The organism is Tissierella sp. MB52-C2 (assembly GCF_030931715.1).
In the GTDB taxonomy this organism is placed as follows: Bacteria; Bacillota; Clostridia; order Tissierellales; family Tissierellaceae; genus Tissierella.
In genome coordinates this window covers 3,332,941-3,347,826 of the sequence record NZ_CP133261.1, presented here as the reverse complement: position 1 = coordinate 3,347,826, position 14,886 = coordinate 3,332,941, and the positions used below count along the sequence as shown (strand labels likewise).

Below are 14,886 nucleotides of genomic sequence, written 5' to 3'. Positions count from 1 at the left end.
TGCCAAGTTTTTAAATTCAAGGGTAAAAATTATTATAATTATTTTTCCCATATTATTTTTATAAGATAAATGATAAAATTAGGTTAACTTCTTAGTAAGGGTAATAGGATGGGGGGATAGAAGTGGAAAATATTAATAATAGTATAGATAAAAAATATAAATATACTTCTTTAGAATATATAGATGAAGATGATATAAAAGATGCTAAATTAATATATCAAGATGAAACTAGCATTCTCTTATATAAGGAACTAGATGGAGCAATAGAGTTGTTTTGGGCAGCAGATTCTAAAGAGGGATTTATGACAGGGTTAAATAGTCTTGAGACATTAATAAAGAAAAATAAAATTTCTGGAAAAAAGATACATATAAAATTTATTCCAGAGGAATTTATCAGTTGCTTAGAGAAAAAAGACTTTAGAGTTATAGCAGAGTTTGTTGATTTCTGGAATAGAGATATAGAGGCTATTTCTATAGATGAATATGATACTTCTAATATACGGAGGCTAAAGGAAGATGAATATAGTGTAGCAGGTCAGGTAACTAGAAATTGTATGGGATATTCTAGAGAATTTACAGGTGAAGATGATGAATGGATTAAAGAATGGAATGAAGCAGATAATTCCTGTATTTTTGCAGCAGAAATGGAAGGAAAGATAGTAGGAGTATGCTGTGTTAATTTATATGGATTTGAAAGTGATAAGGGAACAGTGTTATGGATAAGGGAAGTAGCTGTAGACCTTCAATATCAAGGGAAGGGAATAGGTCGCTCATTGCTAACATATGCTATTAAATGGGGTAAACAAAACGGAGCAAAAAGAAGTTTTTTAGCCTGTGATGTGGAAAATTATAGTGGTATTAATCTATATGAAAGTTTAGGATATGTTAGAGCTGAAGGTAGAGGGGAAATTAGAATGGAAAAACTATTATAAAAATTATTTTAAATATATAAATAATATTAAAACAAATATATTAAGGAGGTGGGTATTATGAAGAAATGTGTAAACCACATTTGTCGATTTAATACTTTTTTATGGGAGGTACAGATATTTGAGTTACAAGAATGCAGCAGAAGTATTGCCACCTCATTTGTTGGAAGAGGTTCAAAAGCATATTGACGGAGGGCTAATATATATACCTAAAGCAAGTGACAGAGTAAGCTGGGGTCAGTTGACAGGTTCCAAGGAAGCTATTGAAAAGAGGAATAAAGATATTATTAAATTATTTCAAAAAGGTATTTCTATTAGTAAGCTGTCAGAGGAGTATTATTTAAGTCAAGAGACGGTTAGAAAAATAGTATATGGTAAAAAACTATTATAATTATTCTCTCTATATCATTTTTATATAATAAATGAGAGAATATAGTTAACCGGTTAGTATAGAAGAAGGGAGATGGTATTTTGAAAATAATAGAGGTGTTTCTAGTATAAACTCTTGAGCAAATAAGCTAGGTCAGTTATGACCTAGCTTATTTATTATACTTATCTAAGTATTATACTATTTCATCTTTGATTGCTTCTACTACATTACTTTTCTTAACGGATGTTGAAGAAATCGCATAGGACAAGAATATAGATACAATTATAAGTGTAGCATATGTTAAAATTGGTCCAACTGGAAAAACAGATATAAACTCAGACCATGTGATTGGTGTTAATCTTAACATAAACCAACAAATAAATAATACTATTGGGATACTAACAATAATTGGTGTTAATGCGAAGAACAAACCTTCCAGCATCAACATTTTATTTAATCCCTTTGGTGTTAGTCCCACTGATCGAAGCATAGCAAATTCTCTTCTGCGTAGTCTAAGATTATTCGAAATGGTAGAAAAAGCGTTAAAAACACCAATTAACCCAATCAATAAGGCTACAGCAAAAACGCTAATACCTACGGCTTTTTGAACCAGTTCTTCATGATTCTTGTCTTCCAATAGAGTCCATATCCTAAAATCATCGGATCCAAGATAAGAACTACAAATCTGTGTTAGTTTTTCCTTCACACGTGGACTAGCTTCATCCCCGACAAACAAATCAATTGCCATAACACTGTATTCAAGCATACGCTCTGGCATAAAACTACTAACTATTTGCTGATAGGCTTTCATAGGGACTATAAAGGCTAAGTTGTATCTATGCATTCCTAGTTCACTGGGGGAAATCTCTGTAACATTGCCCACTTGAACATTAAATTTATAATTTGTATTCATATAATTTTCTGCTTTTTCATATAAGACTAGCTCATGGCCTTCTTTTATATTTAATAATGGTATTTGTTGTACAATCTTTGAATTATCTGGCTTATGATATGTGCTATTTAACAATATTCCTGTTGTCGCACCATCTTGATAATATGCCCCGGTATCAGTACCAATTTCTTCACAATACTTTTTAAATGATTTATCGCTTAATCCAACTAAATTTACTATAATTCTATGCTTTCCTTCTTCACTTAATACATTATATTGGAATCCTACTTCAGCAAACCCTCCAGATTCAGCAAAAACATCTGATTCCTGTTCTGATGTGATATATGTTGAAGTGCGTACCTGTCTTCTAACGACGCTATTTTTAACTTCAGGTAGGGAAATAATTTCATTTATCATCTCATCACTTGGTTCATCAATAATATCTAGATTAACCTTCATATCATGTTTAGGTATTTCATTAGTAGAATTGGCTAAATTGTAGATGGACATAATGTTAATATATCCTGCTACTAAGATAAAACACATTGAAAGAGATAATATAGCCGTACGTAAAGTCCTTTTGCTAGCTGAAAACTGTGCGCTTGCTATTTCACCTTCTATACCAAATGTTTTTTTGATTATTGAGTGAGAGTTTTGTTTTTTTAATTTTACTTTAGTACTATTTTGACGTATCCCTGCAATAGCTGATACTTTCGCAATTTTTTTTGCTGGAATATATGCTGAAACTAAAACGGTAATCAATGAGATAATGATAGAAAAAACAACTACTACCCATGAGAAAGAAACATATATATTCCTATAATCTTCTGTAACACTAAGAATTTGATTAATTTTAGAAGACACCATATGACTAAATAGATATCCTATCATGATACCAATTGGTAATTGAATAATCCAGAGCAAAAGTCCTTCATAGAGAACAGAATACCTAATTTGCCTCGGAGTTGCTCCTAAACTTTTTAGAATACTTAGTTCCTTAATCCTGCTGTTGGCGGATAAAGAAAATGCATTATAGATAATAAGAATAAATGCCCCCATAACTAGTAAAGTCATTGTTATTGCTATTAATAGCACCATAATGAGTTGAATATTTGTATTACGTTTATCGCTAATCCCATATAAATTTAATAGATGTGTATTATACCTAACTCCATACTGTCCATATTCATCTTCAGTCAATCCTGTAGATTTCGCAATCTCCGGTAATGTTTCATAGATTTTACCAGGTTTCACTAAACGCATATAAACCGTAAGTTCATCTTCAGGTTGAATTTGTGAAGTATCTAAGTATCCCATGGCAATATATCCAGGGTAGGCAGAAGTACTAGAAACATCTAACTCTCCAACTATGGTATATGTCTTAGTTCCTGTTGTCTTAAAAGTCTCACCTGATTGTTTGTGAGATTGAGTTTTAATTAGTTCACTGCCCAACATACGATTACCTATGGGAAGAGTTAACTTATCACCAATTTTATACGAGGGATTATCCAAGAAGAATACTTTTGCCATAACAATTTCTCCAGATTCTTTAGGAAGCCTACCTTTCGTAAGAGTGTTTTTGAAGCTCATGTCTAACCAAAAATTTGTATCTGCATCTCTCATTAATAGATATGGGCGTTTTGTATTGGAAAGTTTAGCAGTAATCCAAGTTCCTTTAATCATGGTGGTTTCAACTTCAGGATTTTCTGTGACATATTTTAATTTATCACCAGATATAGAGTGCCATAGTTCTCCATGCCAATAACCTGTCTTTTCAATTGTTGAAGTTACTTTTGTTTCCCATATAGAATGTAGAAATATACTTAGTGAACATAGCAATGCAGAAGCAATTGTAATAGCAATTAGTATAGAAACTGTATGCCTTTTATTTTTTTTCACATGGTTATATGTGTATTCACTCATAATATTCATTGCTTAATCACCTCATCTGACACAATTTTGCCATCATCAATTGTAATCACTCTATCTGCTGATAATGCAATTTTTTCGTCATGGGTAATTAATATAATGGTCTGATTATACTCTTTATTTGAAAGCCTTAGCATTTCAAGAGTAGCTTCCGAATTTCTTTTATCAAGATTTCCAGTAGGCTCATCTGCTAGAATAATGGAGGGTTTATAAATTAATGATCGTCCTATGGCAACTCTTTGTTGCTGACCTCCTGAAAGCTGATTTGGTAGATGATTAAGCCTTTCGCTTAAACCAAGCATTTTTACAATCTCATCAAACTGTTCTTTTTTAGGTTTTACACCATCTAACAGCATAGGTAATAATATATTTTTTTCTACATTTAATGTTGGAATAAGATTGTAAAACTGATAGATTAACCCTACTTTTTTTCGGCGAAATAAGGCTAAATTAGTTTCATCCATTGATGAAATATCAGTGCCTTCAATATATATTTTTCCTTTTGTAGGGCGATCCACTCCCCCTAACATATGCAGGAGTGTAGATTTTCCTGATCCACTTGATCCAATTATTGAAACAAATTGTCCTTTGCTTATTCTCAAATTTAAATTATCCAATGCAGTGACCTTTATATCACCTATTCCATAGGTTTTTGTAAGATTTTCAGTTCTTAATATTTCCAAAGTATTCTCCCCCTTCTTTATTAGCTTATGTTATACTATATAAAAATAAGGGGAATCATCCTATTGATTTGCCTTTCAAACTAGATTTATATCTTACAATATTGTCAGAGTAGCTCTTTTCTAAATTATAGATACTTTTTCTACTGTAAAATATAATAATTAATGTGGTTTTCTTTCTTCTAATAGGTTTTATATCTATACTATAATTGAGATAGTGTTATGAATTTGGAGAATTAAAGTTAATTGTTGAAAATAAATATTAAAACACTAAGATTATAAATTTATAGTCTTGGTGTTTTTTTGAATATTTCTTAAATATAATATTAAAAAGATATTATTATATAAAAAATGGGTAAACAGATAAAAAAATTATGGGGTGGTAAAAATGATTCTTGGAATAATGGGAGGTATGGGGCCAGCAGCCACCTGCTACTTATTTAATAAGATTATAAGTCTTACACCTGCAACTAAAGATCAAGAACATTTACATATTATTATTGACAATAATGTAGAAATACCCGATAGGACAGCATATATTTTAGGACTAGGAGAAAATCCTATTACGGAGATGGTGAAATCTATTTTGAAACTAGAAATAATGGGGGCAGATTATATAGCCATGCCATGTAATACTGCTCATTATTTTTATGATGAAATAGCTAAATATACTAAAGTAAAGATATTGAATATGATATATGAGACGGCAAAATATTTAAAAGAAAATTATACCCATAAGAAATATCTACTTCTTGCAACAGAAGGGACTTATAAATCTGAAATTTATAAAATCATATTTCAAGAATTTGATTTAGATATTATATATCCTGATGATACTCATAAGAAAATTCTGATGAATTGGATATATGATGTTAAATCATCAAAATTTAATGTAGAACCAATAGAGATTCAGAGTCTTATAGATAAATATATTGAAGATAGACATATATCAGTGATCTTAGGATGTACGGAGCTACCTCTTTTAGCAGAAGAGATAGGTGCTCCAAAGGAATATATAGATCCTGTTTTTATATTAGCTCAAAGATGTGTAGAAATTGGGAAAAATAGTTTACTTCCATAATCTTATCCTCTCCTATAAATGAAATGTCTTTAGATTAATCTAAAGACATTTCGTTTATAATTTTCCTGATTTTAATATAGATATCAGAAGCCAAAACCCTGCCAATCCTGCACCGAGATAGCCTACAATGCCTATTGCAGATATACCATATACTTTTAGTCCTGCGTTGGCATTTATAACTAGAGAAGAGCTTACTAATAATCCTGCTACCATGACAGAGAAAATAACTCTATTTACCATTTTATTGATTTCATTAAAGTTTTCATCTATATTTTTAAATTGTAAATTTAACTTTAATCTCCCTTCCAGTCCTCTATCAATAAGTTGTAAAAGCTTCAAAGGTAGATCTAAAAATGAAGTACCAACAGATAAGACTTTTCCACCTAATAAACTTATATCAAAATCCTTTAATTTTTCCTCTATAATTTTACTTTTAAAGTAGGGGATAGCAATATCCATAATATTTAAATCCTTATCTATTTTAGCTAGAACTCCTTGTAAAGTTAATATGCCCTTTGCAAGGAAAATCACATCTTTAGGCATGGATATTTTATTTTTTCTACAAGTAATGATGACTTCTTCTAGAATTTGAGCTAAGTCATATTCGTACATAGACTCATTTATATATGTATTATAAAGCAGGGTTATATCTTGATAAAGGTTGTTTATATCAATATCATCTTTCTTAATACCAATACTTAAAATTGAACTGGTCATTAAATCCACATTATTTGTAGCCACTCCTTCTAAAAAGAGGTTAAACTTCTTTTTAAGTCCTAAATTCAAATTTCCCATTAAGCCAAAATCAATGAATCCAATTTTATTATTGTGAACTAAGATATTTCCTGGATGAGGATCTCCGTGGAAGAACCCATCTTCAAAGATTTGTTTAAAATAATTAAAGGTAAGTTTTTTTGCCACTTCCCTAGTGTCGTATCCATCTTCCACTAATCTGGAAGTATCATCTATCTTTATACCGTTAATGTACTCCATAACTATCATAGTGGAAGTACAATATTTTTCGTATATTTTAATATCTTTAATATATTTTATATCCTTATTATTTAAATTAAACTTCTTGATGTTTTCTTTTTCATTTAAAAAATCTAGTTCCTTTTCTGTTGCAGCTTGTATTTCTTCAACAACCTCGTCAATATTAAAAAATTCATTTTTGGTTGTGAATTTAATAAAAGGACTAAGTTTTCTAAGGATACGAATATCAGCTAAGATTTTTTCCTTTGCAAGTGGACGTTGAACTTTTAGCACTATTTGCTCACCTGTTTTTAACTTAGCTAAGTAGACCTCGGCTAAGGAGGCAGAGGCTAGAGGTGTAGTCTGAAAGTCTAAAAATATGTCTGAGATATTTCCACTAAGATTTTCTTCTATAATTTTTTTCATAATATTAAAGTCTTCAGGTTTTACATTATTCTGAAGCTTTTCTAACTCTAATATATATTCTTTAGGAAATATATCAGAGCGTGTAGACAATATTTGACCAATTTTAACAAAGGTTGGGCCTAGTTCTTCTAAAACCAACCTTAAATCTGAAGGATTTCCTACTCCATTTCTTAAACCATGTTTAATGGCTACCGAGATAATTTCTTTAAATCTTAATCTAGTATAATTATTCTCCATATTGAAAAATACCTTGAAAGATCAAGGTATTAATTCCCTCCAAACTATTGATTTTTTTCAATGTTTCTAATCCTTAGCTCTAGATTAGCAAGATCCTCTTTAGTAGCAAGATTTAAATCCTTTAGGATTTCCTTTAAATCTTCTTTATTATCCTTAGTGTTGTCCTTATTATTTATAACTCTTTTTAATTCTTCATTTAATTCCTTGCCTTGTTCTACAGTGATTTTACCTTTTTGCACTAAGTTCTGTACCATTTCATTAGATTTTTCATAAGTCAAAGCTAAGGTGCCAATACCTGCTAAAAATATTTTCTTTAACATATCTTCCATAATAATCACTCCCTATGAAAGAATATGCCCATCTATATAAAAAATATTCCATTATTCTATGCTATTATATCCATTAGAATCCCCTGTATATCATTTAGCCTTTTAAGTATATTTAATCTTTTATTTTCTAAGTCTAAAAATTCCTGAGTCAATTCATCTAATTCTTGATCCACTTTCTTAACTAAAGAATAAATTCTATGCCTACCTCGTCGATCAAGAGAGTTTTCCTTAAAAAATACATGGGAGTTGTTTACTGTAATATTTAAAAATTCTTTAACTAATTTTTTATAAGAAATTAAATCATCTATAAATAACTTATTGGATAATCGATTGGAGTGATCTTCAATTTTATCATATAATGATTTTAGCTCAGTTCTAATTTTCTCTTGTTCTAATTCATTTAATTTTAATTTAAAAGTATCTTTCACAGCTTTTTTATCTACAGCACGGGAAATTTCTATAGGTGAAATATTTTCCATACCGGTTCTATTAATTCTATTCACTAAAACACCCCCTATCAATTCATTATATACTATCGGCATAAGTTAAGAAATAAGTAATAAGTCCCTCAAGGAAATTTTGAAAATTGTCGATAGATAGGGTAAGGATAAATAACAATTAAAAACATTAAATAAATTTTAGTATTGTGAACTAGTATTTATAATGAGGAAGGAAATTACCATGGAAATTTTGAAGATAAATAATAAGGACAATATAATAAATGCCTATAACACACCAACTCTTCCCTATGATGTAGAAGGGGTACTTGTAGATAAGAATGGTAAGGATATAAAGGTTCAAAAGATTATAGATAATAAGACTATAGAATATTCTTTGAGACTAAATGAAGAAATAGCAAAAGATATAGGAGAAGATATAATAGTTGAAAAAGAAAATATAGTTTCCTCTAAGGTAGAAGAAAAAGAAGAAGTAATAAAAGAGGAATCAGAAACAAGAAAAGTAGCAGATATATTAAGTGAATTAGGGCTAGAATATACAGAAGAAAATATAAGGATGATAGAATTCCTTCTTAGTAGTGGCATAGGGATTACAAAGAGCAATGTAGATTCGTATATTAAATCAAAGGAGTATCTAAACAATATAGTAGAGGATATAGATGCAGATTCCATAGTAAAACTTTTAGATAGAGGAATTGATTTAGAAAATGTAAATTTACAGAAAATAAATGATGCTCTAGAGGAAATCAAAAATGAGAAGGTTCCCTTTTCCTTTAAGAGATTTTTAAGGCTAGAAAAGGATCTTACTTATAAAGAAGCAGAGGAAATAAGTAAAGAAATCTATGGACAAAAAATGGGAAAAGATGTATATGATACTATAATAGTGTTACATAAAGAAAAGCTCCCTATTACAAAGGAAAATATAGATAAGACCATGGATGTAATGAAGAAGCTATATAACCTAAAAGCTTTAAAGGAAGAAACATATGTAAAAATAATATGTGAAGATAAAGAGTTTAATATAGAGACTCTATATAAATTAAATAATTCCTATGTTACAAATGAAATAAAAGGTAATTTTGAGGCTAAGAATTTTGAAGGCTTTACAGTAGCACAGGAAACATCAATAGATAGTTTAAGAGAAATATTAGCAGATTTAAATATAGAAAATAATATGGAAAACATAAATATTCTTAGGGAGTTTATAGTAAATAACATGACCATGGACAATGAAAAGTATAATAAGGTCGTAGACATGAAGGAAGCTGTGAAAGAGTTAATAACATTATTAGACCATGGTGAAATTATAAACTTAAATACAAATGGTGTAAATATATTAGAAGAAGATATATATGAGCTTGTGAAGGAACTAAAAAGAGAACCTTCATCTGAAGAAATATCAGAGCCTTTAACTAAAGACTTTATATATAAGATAAAGGAAGAATTGGAAACCTTAGGAAGAATTACAGATAAAGATCTTCTACATTTAATAAAGAATGGAGAGGATTTTACCATAAAAACAATTAAGGAAGTTATCAATGAAAACATGGATAAAGCTCTAAATATAGAGGGTAAGACCCTAGATAAGACGATTTATATATCTAATATATTTAATACTCTAGGAGAAGAATTAAATCCTACTACAGTATCTCTTGCAGAGAGAAGATTTAACTCTATTACCCTGAATAACCTATACATGGTTCATAAGGAAATAAATACAAGTAGCGAAACCATTAACCCAGTCGATAAAATAAGTGAGGGGTTAATATTTGAAGAATATATAAGGGCAAAAAATAGCCTTACTACAAATATAATAAGGGAAAGTATTAAAGAAGGAAAAACCTTGGAACATATGGAAATCAAAGAATTAAATAATTATATAGAAAAAAAGATAAATAGATATAAAGAAAGCCATAAGATGTTCAAGGAAATAAAAGATATTAAAGGAAATGAAGAACAAATCTTACCAATTATAATGAAAAATCAAATTCCCATGACCTTAAAGGAGATTAAGGATATAAATCTCTTTTTAAACGGAGATAAGGGAATTGCCAATATATTAAAGGATATACAGGATCCTCATAATTCTAAATATAATGAAGAATTTAAGGAAAACATAAAAGTACTTCAAGAAAAGATATCAGAATCTATTAAAAATGGTGATGATGGTTTTAAAGAGGAGTATAACGATCTAGTAAGTCTATTGAATAGTGGAGAAAAGTCTTTTGATTCTAATGAAAAAAGAGAACTAAAGGATGAATACTTAAGTATCCAAAGAAAGATATCTAAAAAAGATATAATACTTCAGTTACCAATAGAAATTGGAAACGAATATAAAAGCTTAAATATTATAGTTCCCTATGGGGAAAAAGGTATTGATAAGAATAATATGAGTTTTTATATAAGCCTTGAAACAGAAAACTTAGGATTAATAAATATAGATTTTAATGTAAAGGGCAAAGAAGTATATATAAATTTAGAAGAAGATTCTTTAATCAATAGAATTAATATATTGGAGAAGTCCCTAGAAAACCTAGGATATAAATTGGTGATATAATGAAGACAAGATTAATATCACGAAAATATATTGAAAAGGCTTATATTAAGGATGAGGTAAGAGAAGAACTTTTAGAAAAAGAATCATTAGAAGAAAAAGTAGATAAGTTACCAAAAGAAATGTTCCAGATATTAGGAGAGGTAATTTCATTTATAGAAAAAACAAATAAACTAGAGGGGGATAAAAACCATGAGAATTAATAATAATATACCAGCATTAAATACTCATAGACTACTAAATATCAATACAGAAGGATTACAAAAATCATTAGAAAGACTTTCATCAGGTAAGAGAATTAACAGAGCATCAGACGATGCAGCAGGCCTTGCCATATCAGAAAAAATGGAGGCACAAATAAGAGGACTAAGACAAGCTTCAAGAAACTCCTTAGACGGAGTATCTCTAATTCAAACGGCAGAAGGAGCATTAAATGAAGTACATGAAATGATTCAAAGAATGAGAGAGTTAAGTGTACAAGGAGCAAATGGCATTTATGAGGATGGAGATTTAGAGGCCATAGCGAACGAGATAAAACAATTGACAGAGCAAATTGACAAGATAGCTAATGATACTGAGTTTAATGGAATATCCTTATTAAAAGGTGATTTAGATGGAGGCGGAAATACGGATTTACGACTTCAAATAGGAGCTAATGAAAGTCAATTTATTGAAGTAGATATGAGTACTGTAAAGGTAGATCCTAATACATTAGGTATAGAAGACATCATAAAGGAAGATTCTAAATCAGAAGATTACGAGAAAGCCATTGAAAAATACAATGATGCTATAGAACAGGTATCTAAAATGCGTTCAAAACTTGGTGCAATCCAGAATAGATTAGAGCATACAATAAAAAATGTAGACAATACAGCTGAAAATTTAACTGCATCAAAGTCTAGAATAGCGGATTTAGATATGGCACAGGAAATGAGCGAATTTACAAAGTTAAATATTTTACAACAGGCAGGTACAAGTATGTTAAGCCAGGCAAATCAGCTGCCGCAAATGGTGCTTCAACTATTACAGAGATAGGAGTGACATATAGATGTCAAGTATTACTTTAGAAAAGAAAATATTATCAGCCAATAATTGGGGGTTATTAGCTCTTTTACATGAAGGTTTGATGGAAAGATTTGAGGATGCAGGAAATGCCATAGTTGAGGGAAATTATACTACGCTAAATGAACTTATCAACAATGCAAGAGATATTATATCTGAATTGTTAATAACTTTTAGAGAAAAAGATGAATTATCCACAAATCTTAGATCACTTTATTTATTTACAAATAAACTAATAACGGAAGGTGAGATAAAGAAGGATTCATCGAACTTTAAAAAGGCTATAAATATAATAAATCCTATATACTTAGGATTTAAAGGGCTTGAATCTAGAGAAGATGCTAATATAGTATCAGGACTTACTTACGGAAAAGAAGAGTTATCTGAATATATAACAAAGTCAACAAAAACATTTCAAGGATAATATTAGGTGGGGATAACCCACCTTTTTCAATTCTATACACAAAAAACAAAAAAACTGTGGAAAACCACAGCTTTTCTTTTATGTAACCGTGCACCCAGATTTGACAATCCTGCTCCAAGCGTTACCTAGACAGTTAACTCAGATTAGGCATCCCTACGGCACACGAAAATATTCACTTATCGCTGCTTCCTTCCGGATCTGACGAGGTTCATGAGTTTCCGTTGCGTAGGACCCAATCGTCACTGCCACTTATCTAGGGCAGACCTCACAACAGAGATGCCTGGACTGGGAATTCAATCCTACTATAGCGGATTGTAGGTTACAGGGCACCGCTACCTCCCCATCTAGCACGGTAATGGCGGAGAGAGAGGGATTCGAACCCTCGAAACGCTTTCACGTTTACCCGCTTTCCAGGCGAGCGCCTTCAGCCAGCTCAGCCATCTCTCCATAAATATTTAATCACTCACAGGACTATATTATAACCAATATATATAAAACTGTCAACTATAAATTCATAGTATCAGTAAGAACAAGTAAACCTTTTTATAACAAATAGGAAAGTTCTAATTTTTTACAAAAATATTTATTCTTTAAGGCTGCCAAATTTATACTATAAATTCTACATTTAATCAAAATATTTATATACTAAAATAAAGCATAAAAATACAGCATCCATAATATTATTTAAGCTATGAATACTGTACTTAATTTCTAAGATTTAAATTTATCAATACTTTCCTTCATCTTCGCTGCCAAACTAGACAAAGAATCACTGGCATTTGCAATTTCTTGCATAGATGCAGTCTGCTCTTCTACTGAAGCTGAAGCTTCTTGTGTTCCTGCTGCATTTTCCTCTGATATAGCAGATAGACTCTCTATAATATCTATTATCTCATCTTTTTTTATTATCATCTCTTGTCCAGATGCATCTATATCTTCTATGGATTCTCTAATACTTTCTATTGAGTAAGCTATCCCTTCAAATTTATTGCTAGTCAGCTCTACGCTATCTGTTTGTAAAACCGCTATTTCTTCTACATTTTTCATAATAGCAACACCATAGTCAACTTTTTCCATAAGATCAGCGACTACTTTTGATATTTCTTCAGTAAAATTATTGGACTCTTCTGCCAGCTTTCTCACTTCGTCTGCTACTACTGAAAATCCAAGACCTGCTTCTCCAGCTCTTGCAGCTTCTATGGCTGCATTTAATGCCAATAGATTAGTTTGACTAGCAATGCTTTTTATCATATGGCTTGCATTTTCAATTTTTTCTGCACTTTTGCTAGTATCTATTATTACCTCTCTTACTTTTTTAGAGGCTTCATTATTGTCTGCTGTTTTTTCAACAAGATCTTTTATGATTTCCATTCCTTCATTCTTTAGTATATTTACTTTTTCTGTAGACTTCTTTAGTTCACTTAATAATTCCTGCTCCTGCTCCACTAAAGAACCTAAATATACTATTCTCATTGCTCCTTTTTCAGTTTCTTCTGCTTGTTCAGTTGCTCCTTTAGCAATTTCCTCTATCACTCTGGAAACTTCATCCGTTGCAATTGCTGATTGATTAATTGTTAAATTAAGTTCTTCGGAAAAGTTTGCTACTTCAACAGATAGCTTTGATATTTGGTTTATAAGGTTCCTCAATCTATCTATAACCTTCTGAAAGGCATTAGATAGCAGACCTATCTCGTCTTTTTTAACCATAAATTCTTCTGGGATATTCTCAGAAACATCTAAATTATCGATTGCTTCAAATAAATGTATAAGTGGCTTAGAGATTCCTCTACTGCTCATAATCCAAATAAATATTAAGATTATCAAGTTAAAAACAAATATTATACCTTGAATTAATTTAAGAAATATTACCTTTTCTCTTGAGTAATTCTCGGCTGCTGCAACAGCTTCGTTAGTGGTCTCAAAGAAATTCTCACTTTTGCTTATTAAATTAGGTTTGTCTCCACTCTTTCTACCCTCATATATGGTTTCCTTTATATCTTCCCAGTCTTTTTTTACTTTGGCCATAGATGAAATAAATTCTTCATTTGTAGCCTTTGGTAGCCCTAGCTCGGAATCTCCATCAATTAATCCATTTATTTTCTTCTCTAATGTCTCTATAAGCTTATCTGCATTTTCCCCTGTTAATTCCAGCTTAATAAGTCTCTGACTTCCTCCTCTAACAGAGCCTGCATCATTAATTACTCTACTATCAGCCCCCATTTTTTCCAGCTGGTAAAATACTGATACTGTACTGACTAGTGAAAAAAACAATAGGGCTATTACTATAATCTTTAGCTTAAAATCTATTTTCATATATTTCCTCCTTAGTTAATATCAAATTTTTTAAATATATTATCAGTCTCTAATCCATACCAATAATAAATACCCCGTAGCTTAATATTGACTCATAGTATAAAAAATATTTTTTTATACTAAGTAAAGACCTAAGGAGTATACTATTTAGGATTTTTTATATATGTACACGAGTAAGTCTATAAGCCATGTTCTGTTTAAATAGTCATTTATCTAGACCTATTGTTACC

General features: G+C 30.4%; 13 protein-coding genes, 1 tRNA gene and 1 other RNA gene. 7 read left to right on the top strand and 8 right to left on the bottom strand.

Annotated features, from left to right (window positions below):
- Positions 1-122 precede the first annotated feature (122 nt).
- Together RBU61_RS16780 and RBU61_RS16775 are read left to right on the top strand one after the other, a co-directional pair.
- Positions 123-932, top strand: coding sequence for a GNAT family N-acetyltransferase (locus tag RBU61_RS16780; RefSeq protein WP_308876795.1), 810 nt, complete (start codon positions 123-125; stop codon positions 930-932).
- Positions 933-1,050: 118 nt separating this feature from the next.
- Positions 1,051-1,320, top strand: coding sequence for a CD3324 family protein (locus RBU61_RS16775; RefSeq protein ID WP_308876794.1), 270 nt, complete (start codon positions 1,051-1,053; stop codon positions 1,318-1,320).
- A 172-nt stretch (positions 1,321-1,492) separates the two neighbouring features.
- On the opposite strand, the gene RBU61_RS16770 is transcribed toward RBU61_RS16775, so the two are convergent.
- Complete coding sequence (locus RBU61_RS16770) at positions 1,493-4,123, bottom strand: FtsX-like permease family protein (RefSeq protein WP_308876793.1); 2,631 nt, start codon at positions 4,121-4,123, stop codon at positions 1,493-1,495.
- Positions 4,120-4,803: an ABC transporter ATP-binding protein gene (locus tag RBU61_RS16765; protein ID WP_308876792.1), complete on the bottom strand. Its 684-nt coding sequence runs from the start codon at positions 4,801-4,803 to the stop codon at positions 4,120-4,122. Before RBU61_RS16765 ends, RBU61_RS16770 begins: the two co-directional genes overlap by 4 nt.
- Positions 4,804-5,188: 385 nt before the next feature.
- Between RBU61_RS16765 and RBU61_RS16760 the strand changes: the two genes are divergently transcribed.
- The gene (locus RBU61_RS16760) at positions 5,189-5,881 is read left to right on the top strand and encodes an amino acid racemase (RefSeq protein WP_308876791.1); all 693 of its coding nucleotides are present in this window, start codon (positions 5,189-5,191) and stop codon (positions 5,879-5,881) included.
- Positions 5,882-5,935: 54 nt separating this feature from the next.
- On the opposite strand, the gene RBU61_RS16755 is transcribed toward RBU61_RS16760, so the two are convergent.
- From RBU61_RS16755 to RBU61_RS16745, 3 genes are read right to left on the bottom strand one after another with little or no spacing between them, the layout of a single operon-like run.
- Complete coding sequence (locus RBU61_RS16755; protein ID WP_308876790.1) at positions 5,936-7,516, bottom strand: lipopolysaccharide core heptose(II) kinase RfaY; 1,581 nt, start codon at positions 7,514-7,516, stop codon at positions 5,936-5,938.
- Between the two features lie 44 nt (positions 7,517-7,560).
- Entirely contained in the window at positions 7,561-7,845 is a 285-nt protein-coding gene (locus RBU61_RS16750; protein WP_308876789.1) for a hypothetical protein, read from the bottom strand.
- Positions 7,846-7,901: 56 nt separating this feature from the next.
- A complete protein-coding gene (locus tag RBU61_RS16745; protein WP_308876788.1) occupies positions 7,902-8,348 on the bottom strand; it encodes a YaaR family protein in 447 nt (148 codons plus the stop codon).
- Positions 8,349-8,526: 178 nt separating this feature from the next.
- Here RBU61_RS16745 and RBU61_RS16740 point away from each other — a divergent pair, with 178 nt between their 5' ends.
- Genes RBU61_RS16740 through RBU61_RS16725 form a run of 4 tightly spaced genes read left to right on the top strand, consistent with a single transcriptional unit; the run spans position 8,527 to position 12,343 of the window.
- Positions 8,527-10,860 carry a DUF6240 domain-containing protein gene (locus tag RBU61_RS16740; RefSeq protein WP_308876787.1) on the top strand — a complete coding sequence of 778 codons (2,334 nt, stop codon included), beginning with the start codon at positions 8,527-8,529 and terminating at the stop codon, positions 10,858-10,860.
- Entirely contained in the window at positions 10,860-11,060 is a 201-nt protein-coding gene (locus RBU61_RS16735) for a hypothetical protein (RefSeq protein WP_308876786.1), read from the top strand. The genes RBU61_RS16740 and RBU61_RS16735 overlap by 1 nt, the downstream gene beginning before the upstream one ends.
- A complete protein-coding gene (locus tag RBU61_RS16730; RefSeq protein ID WP_308876785.1) occupies positions 11,050-11,892 on the top strand; it encodes a flagellin in 843 nt (280 codons plus the stop codon). Before RBU61_RS16735 ends, RBU61_RS16730 begins: the two co-directional genes overlap by 11 nt.
- 13 nt (positions 11,893-11,905) lie before the next feature.
- Complete coding sequence (locus RBU61_RS16725; RefSeq protein ID WP_308876784.1) at positions 11,906-12,343, top strand: flagellar protein FliS; 438 nt, start codon at positions 11,906-11,908, stop codon at positions 12,341-12,343.
- Between the two features lie 86 nt (positions 12,344-12,429).
- Here RBU61_RS16725 and ffs read toward each other — a convergent pair.
- The 3 genes from ffs to RBU61_RS16710 all read right to left on the bottom strand — a co-directional run bounded on the left by ffs (position 12,430) and on the right by RBU61_RS16710 (position 14,656).
- An RNA gene (gene ffs, locus RBU61_RS16720) (signal recognition particle sRNA large type) lies at positions 12,430-12,696 on the bottom strand.
- Between the two features lie 3 nt (positions 12,697-12,699).
- Positions 12,700-12,790: transfer RNA gene (locus RBU61_RS16715), tRNA-Ser, on the bottom strand.
- 264 nt (positions 12,791-13,054) lie between these two features.
- Positions 13,055-14,656, bottom strand: coding sequence for a methyl-accepting chemotaxis protein (locus tag RBU61_RS16710; RefSeq protein ID WP_308876783.1), 1,602 nt, complete (start codon positions 14,654-14,656; stop codon positions 13,055-13,057).
- Positions 14,657-14,886 lie beyond the last annotated feature (230 nt).

What these genes read in the sequence shown, in the direction of transcription:
- RBU61_RS16740 (WP_308876787.1), top strand. Translation starts at nt 8,527, where the DNA reads ATGGAAATTTTGAAGATAAATAATAAGGACAATATAATAAATGCCTAT.
- RBU61_RS16750 (WP_308876789.1), bottom strand. Translation starts at nt 7,845, where the DNA reads ATGGAAGATATGTTAAAGAAAATATTTTTAGCAGGTATTGGCACCTTA.
- RBU61_RS16710 (WP_308876783.1), bottom strand. Translation starts at nt 14,656, where the DNA reads ATGAAAATAGATTTTAAGCTAAAGATTATAGTAATAGCCCTATTGTTT.
- RBU61_RS16725 (WP_308876784.1), top strand. Translation starts at nt 11,906, where the DNA reads ATGTCAAGTATTACTTTAGAAAAGAAAATATTATCAGCCAATAATTGG.
- RBU61_RS16760 (WP_308876791.1), top strand. Translation starts at nt 5,189, where the DNA reads ATGATTCTTGGAATAATGGGAGGTATGGGGCCAGCAGCCACCTGCTAC.
- RBU61_RS16735 (WP_308876786.1), top strand. Translation starts at nt 10,860, where the DNA reads ATGAAGACAAGATTAATATCACGAAAATATATTGAAAAGGCTTATATT.
- RBU61_RS16755 (WP_308876790.1), bottom strand. Translation starts at nt 7,516, where the DNA reads ATGGAGAATAATTATACTAGATTAAGATTTAAAGAAATTATCTCGGTA.
- RBU61_RS16770 (WP_308876793.1), bottom strand. Translation starts at nt 4,123, where the DNA reads ATGAATATTATGAGTGAATACACATATAACCATGTGAAAAAAAATAAA.
- RBU61_RS16730 (WP_308876785.1), top strand. Translation starts at nt 11,050, where the DNA reads ATGAGAATTAATAATAATATACCAGCATTAAATACTCATAGACTACTA.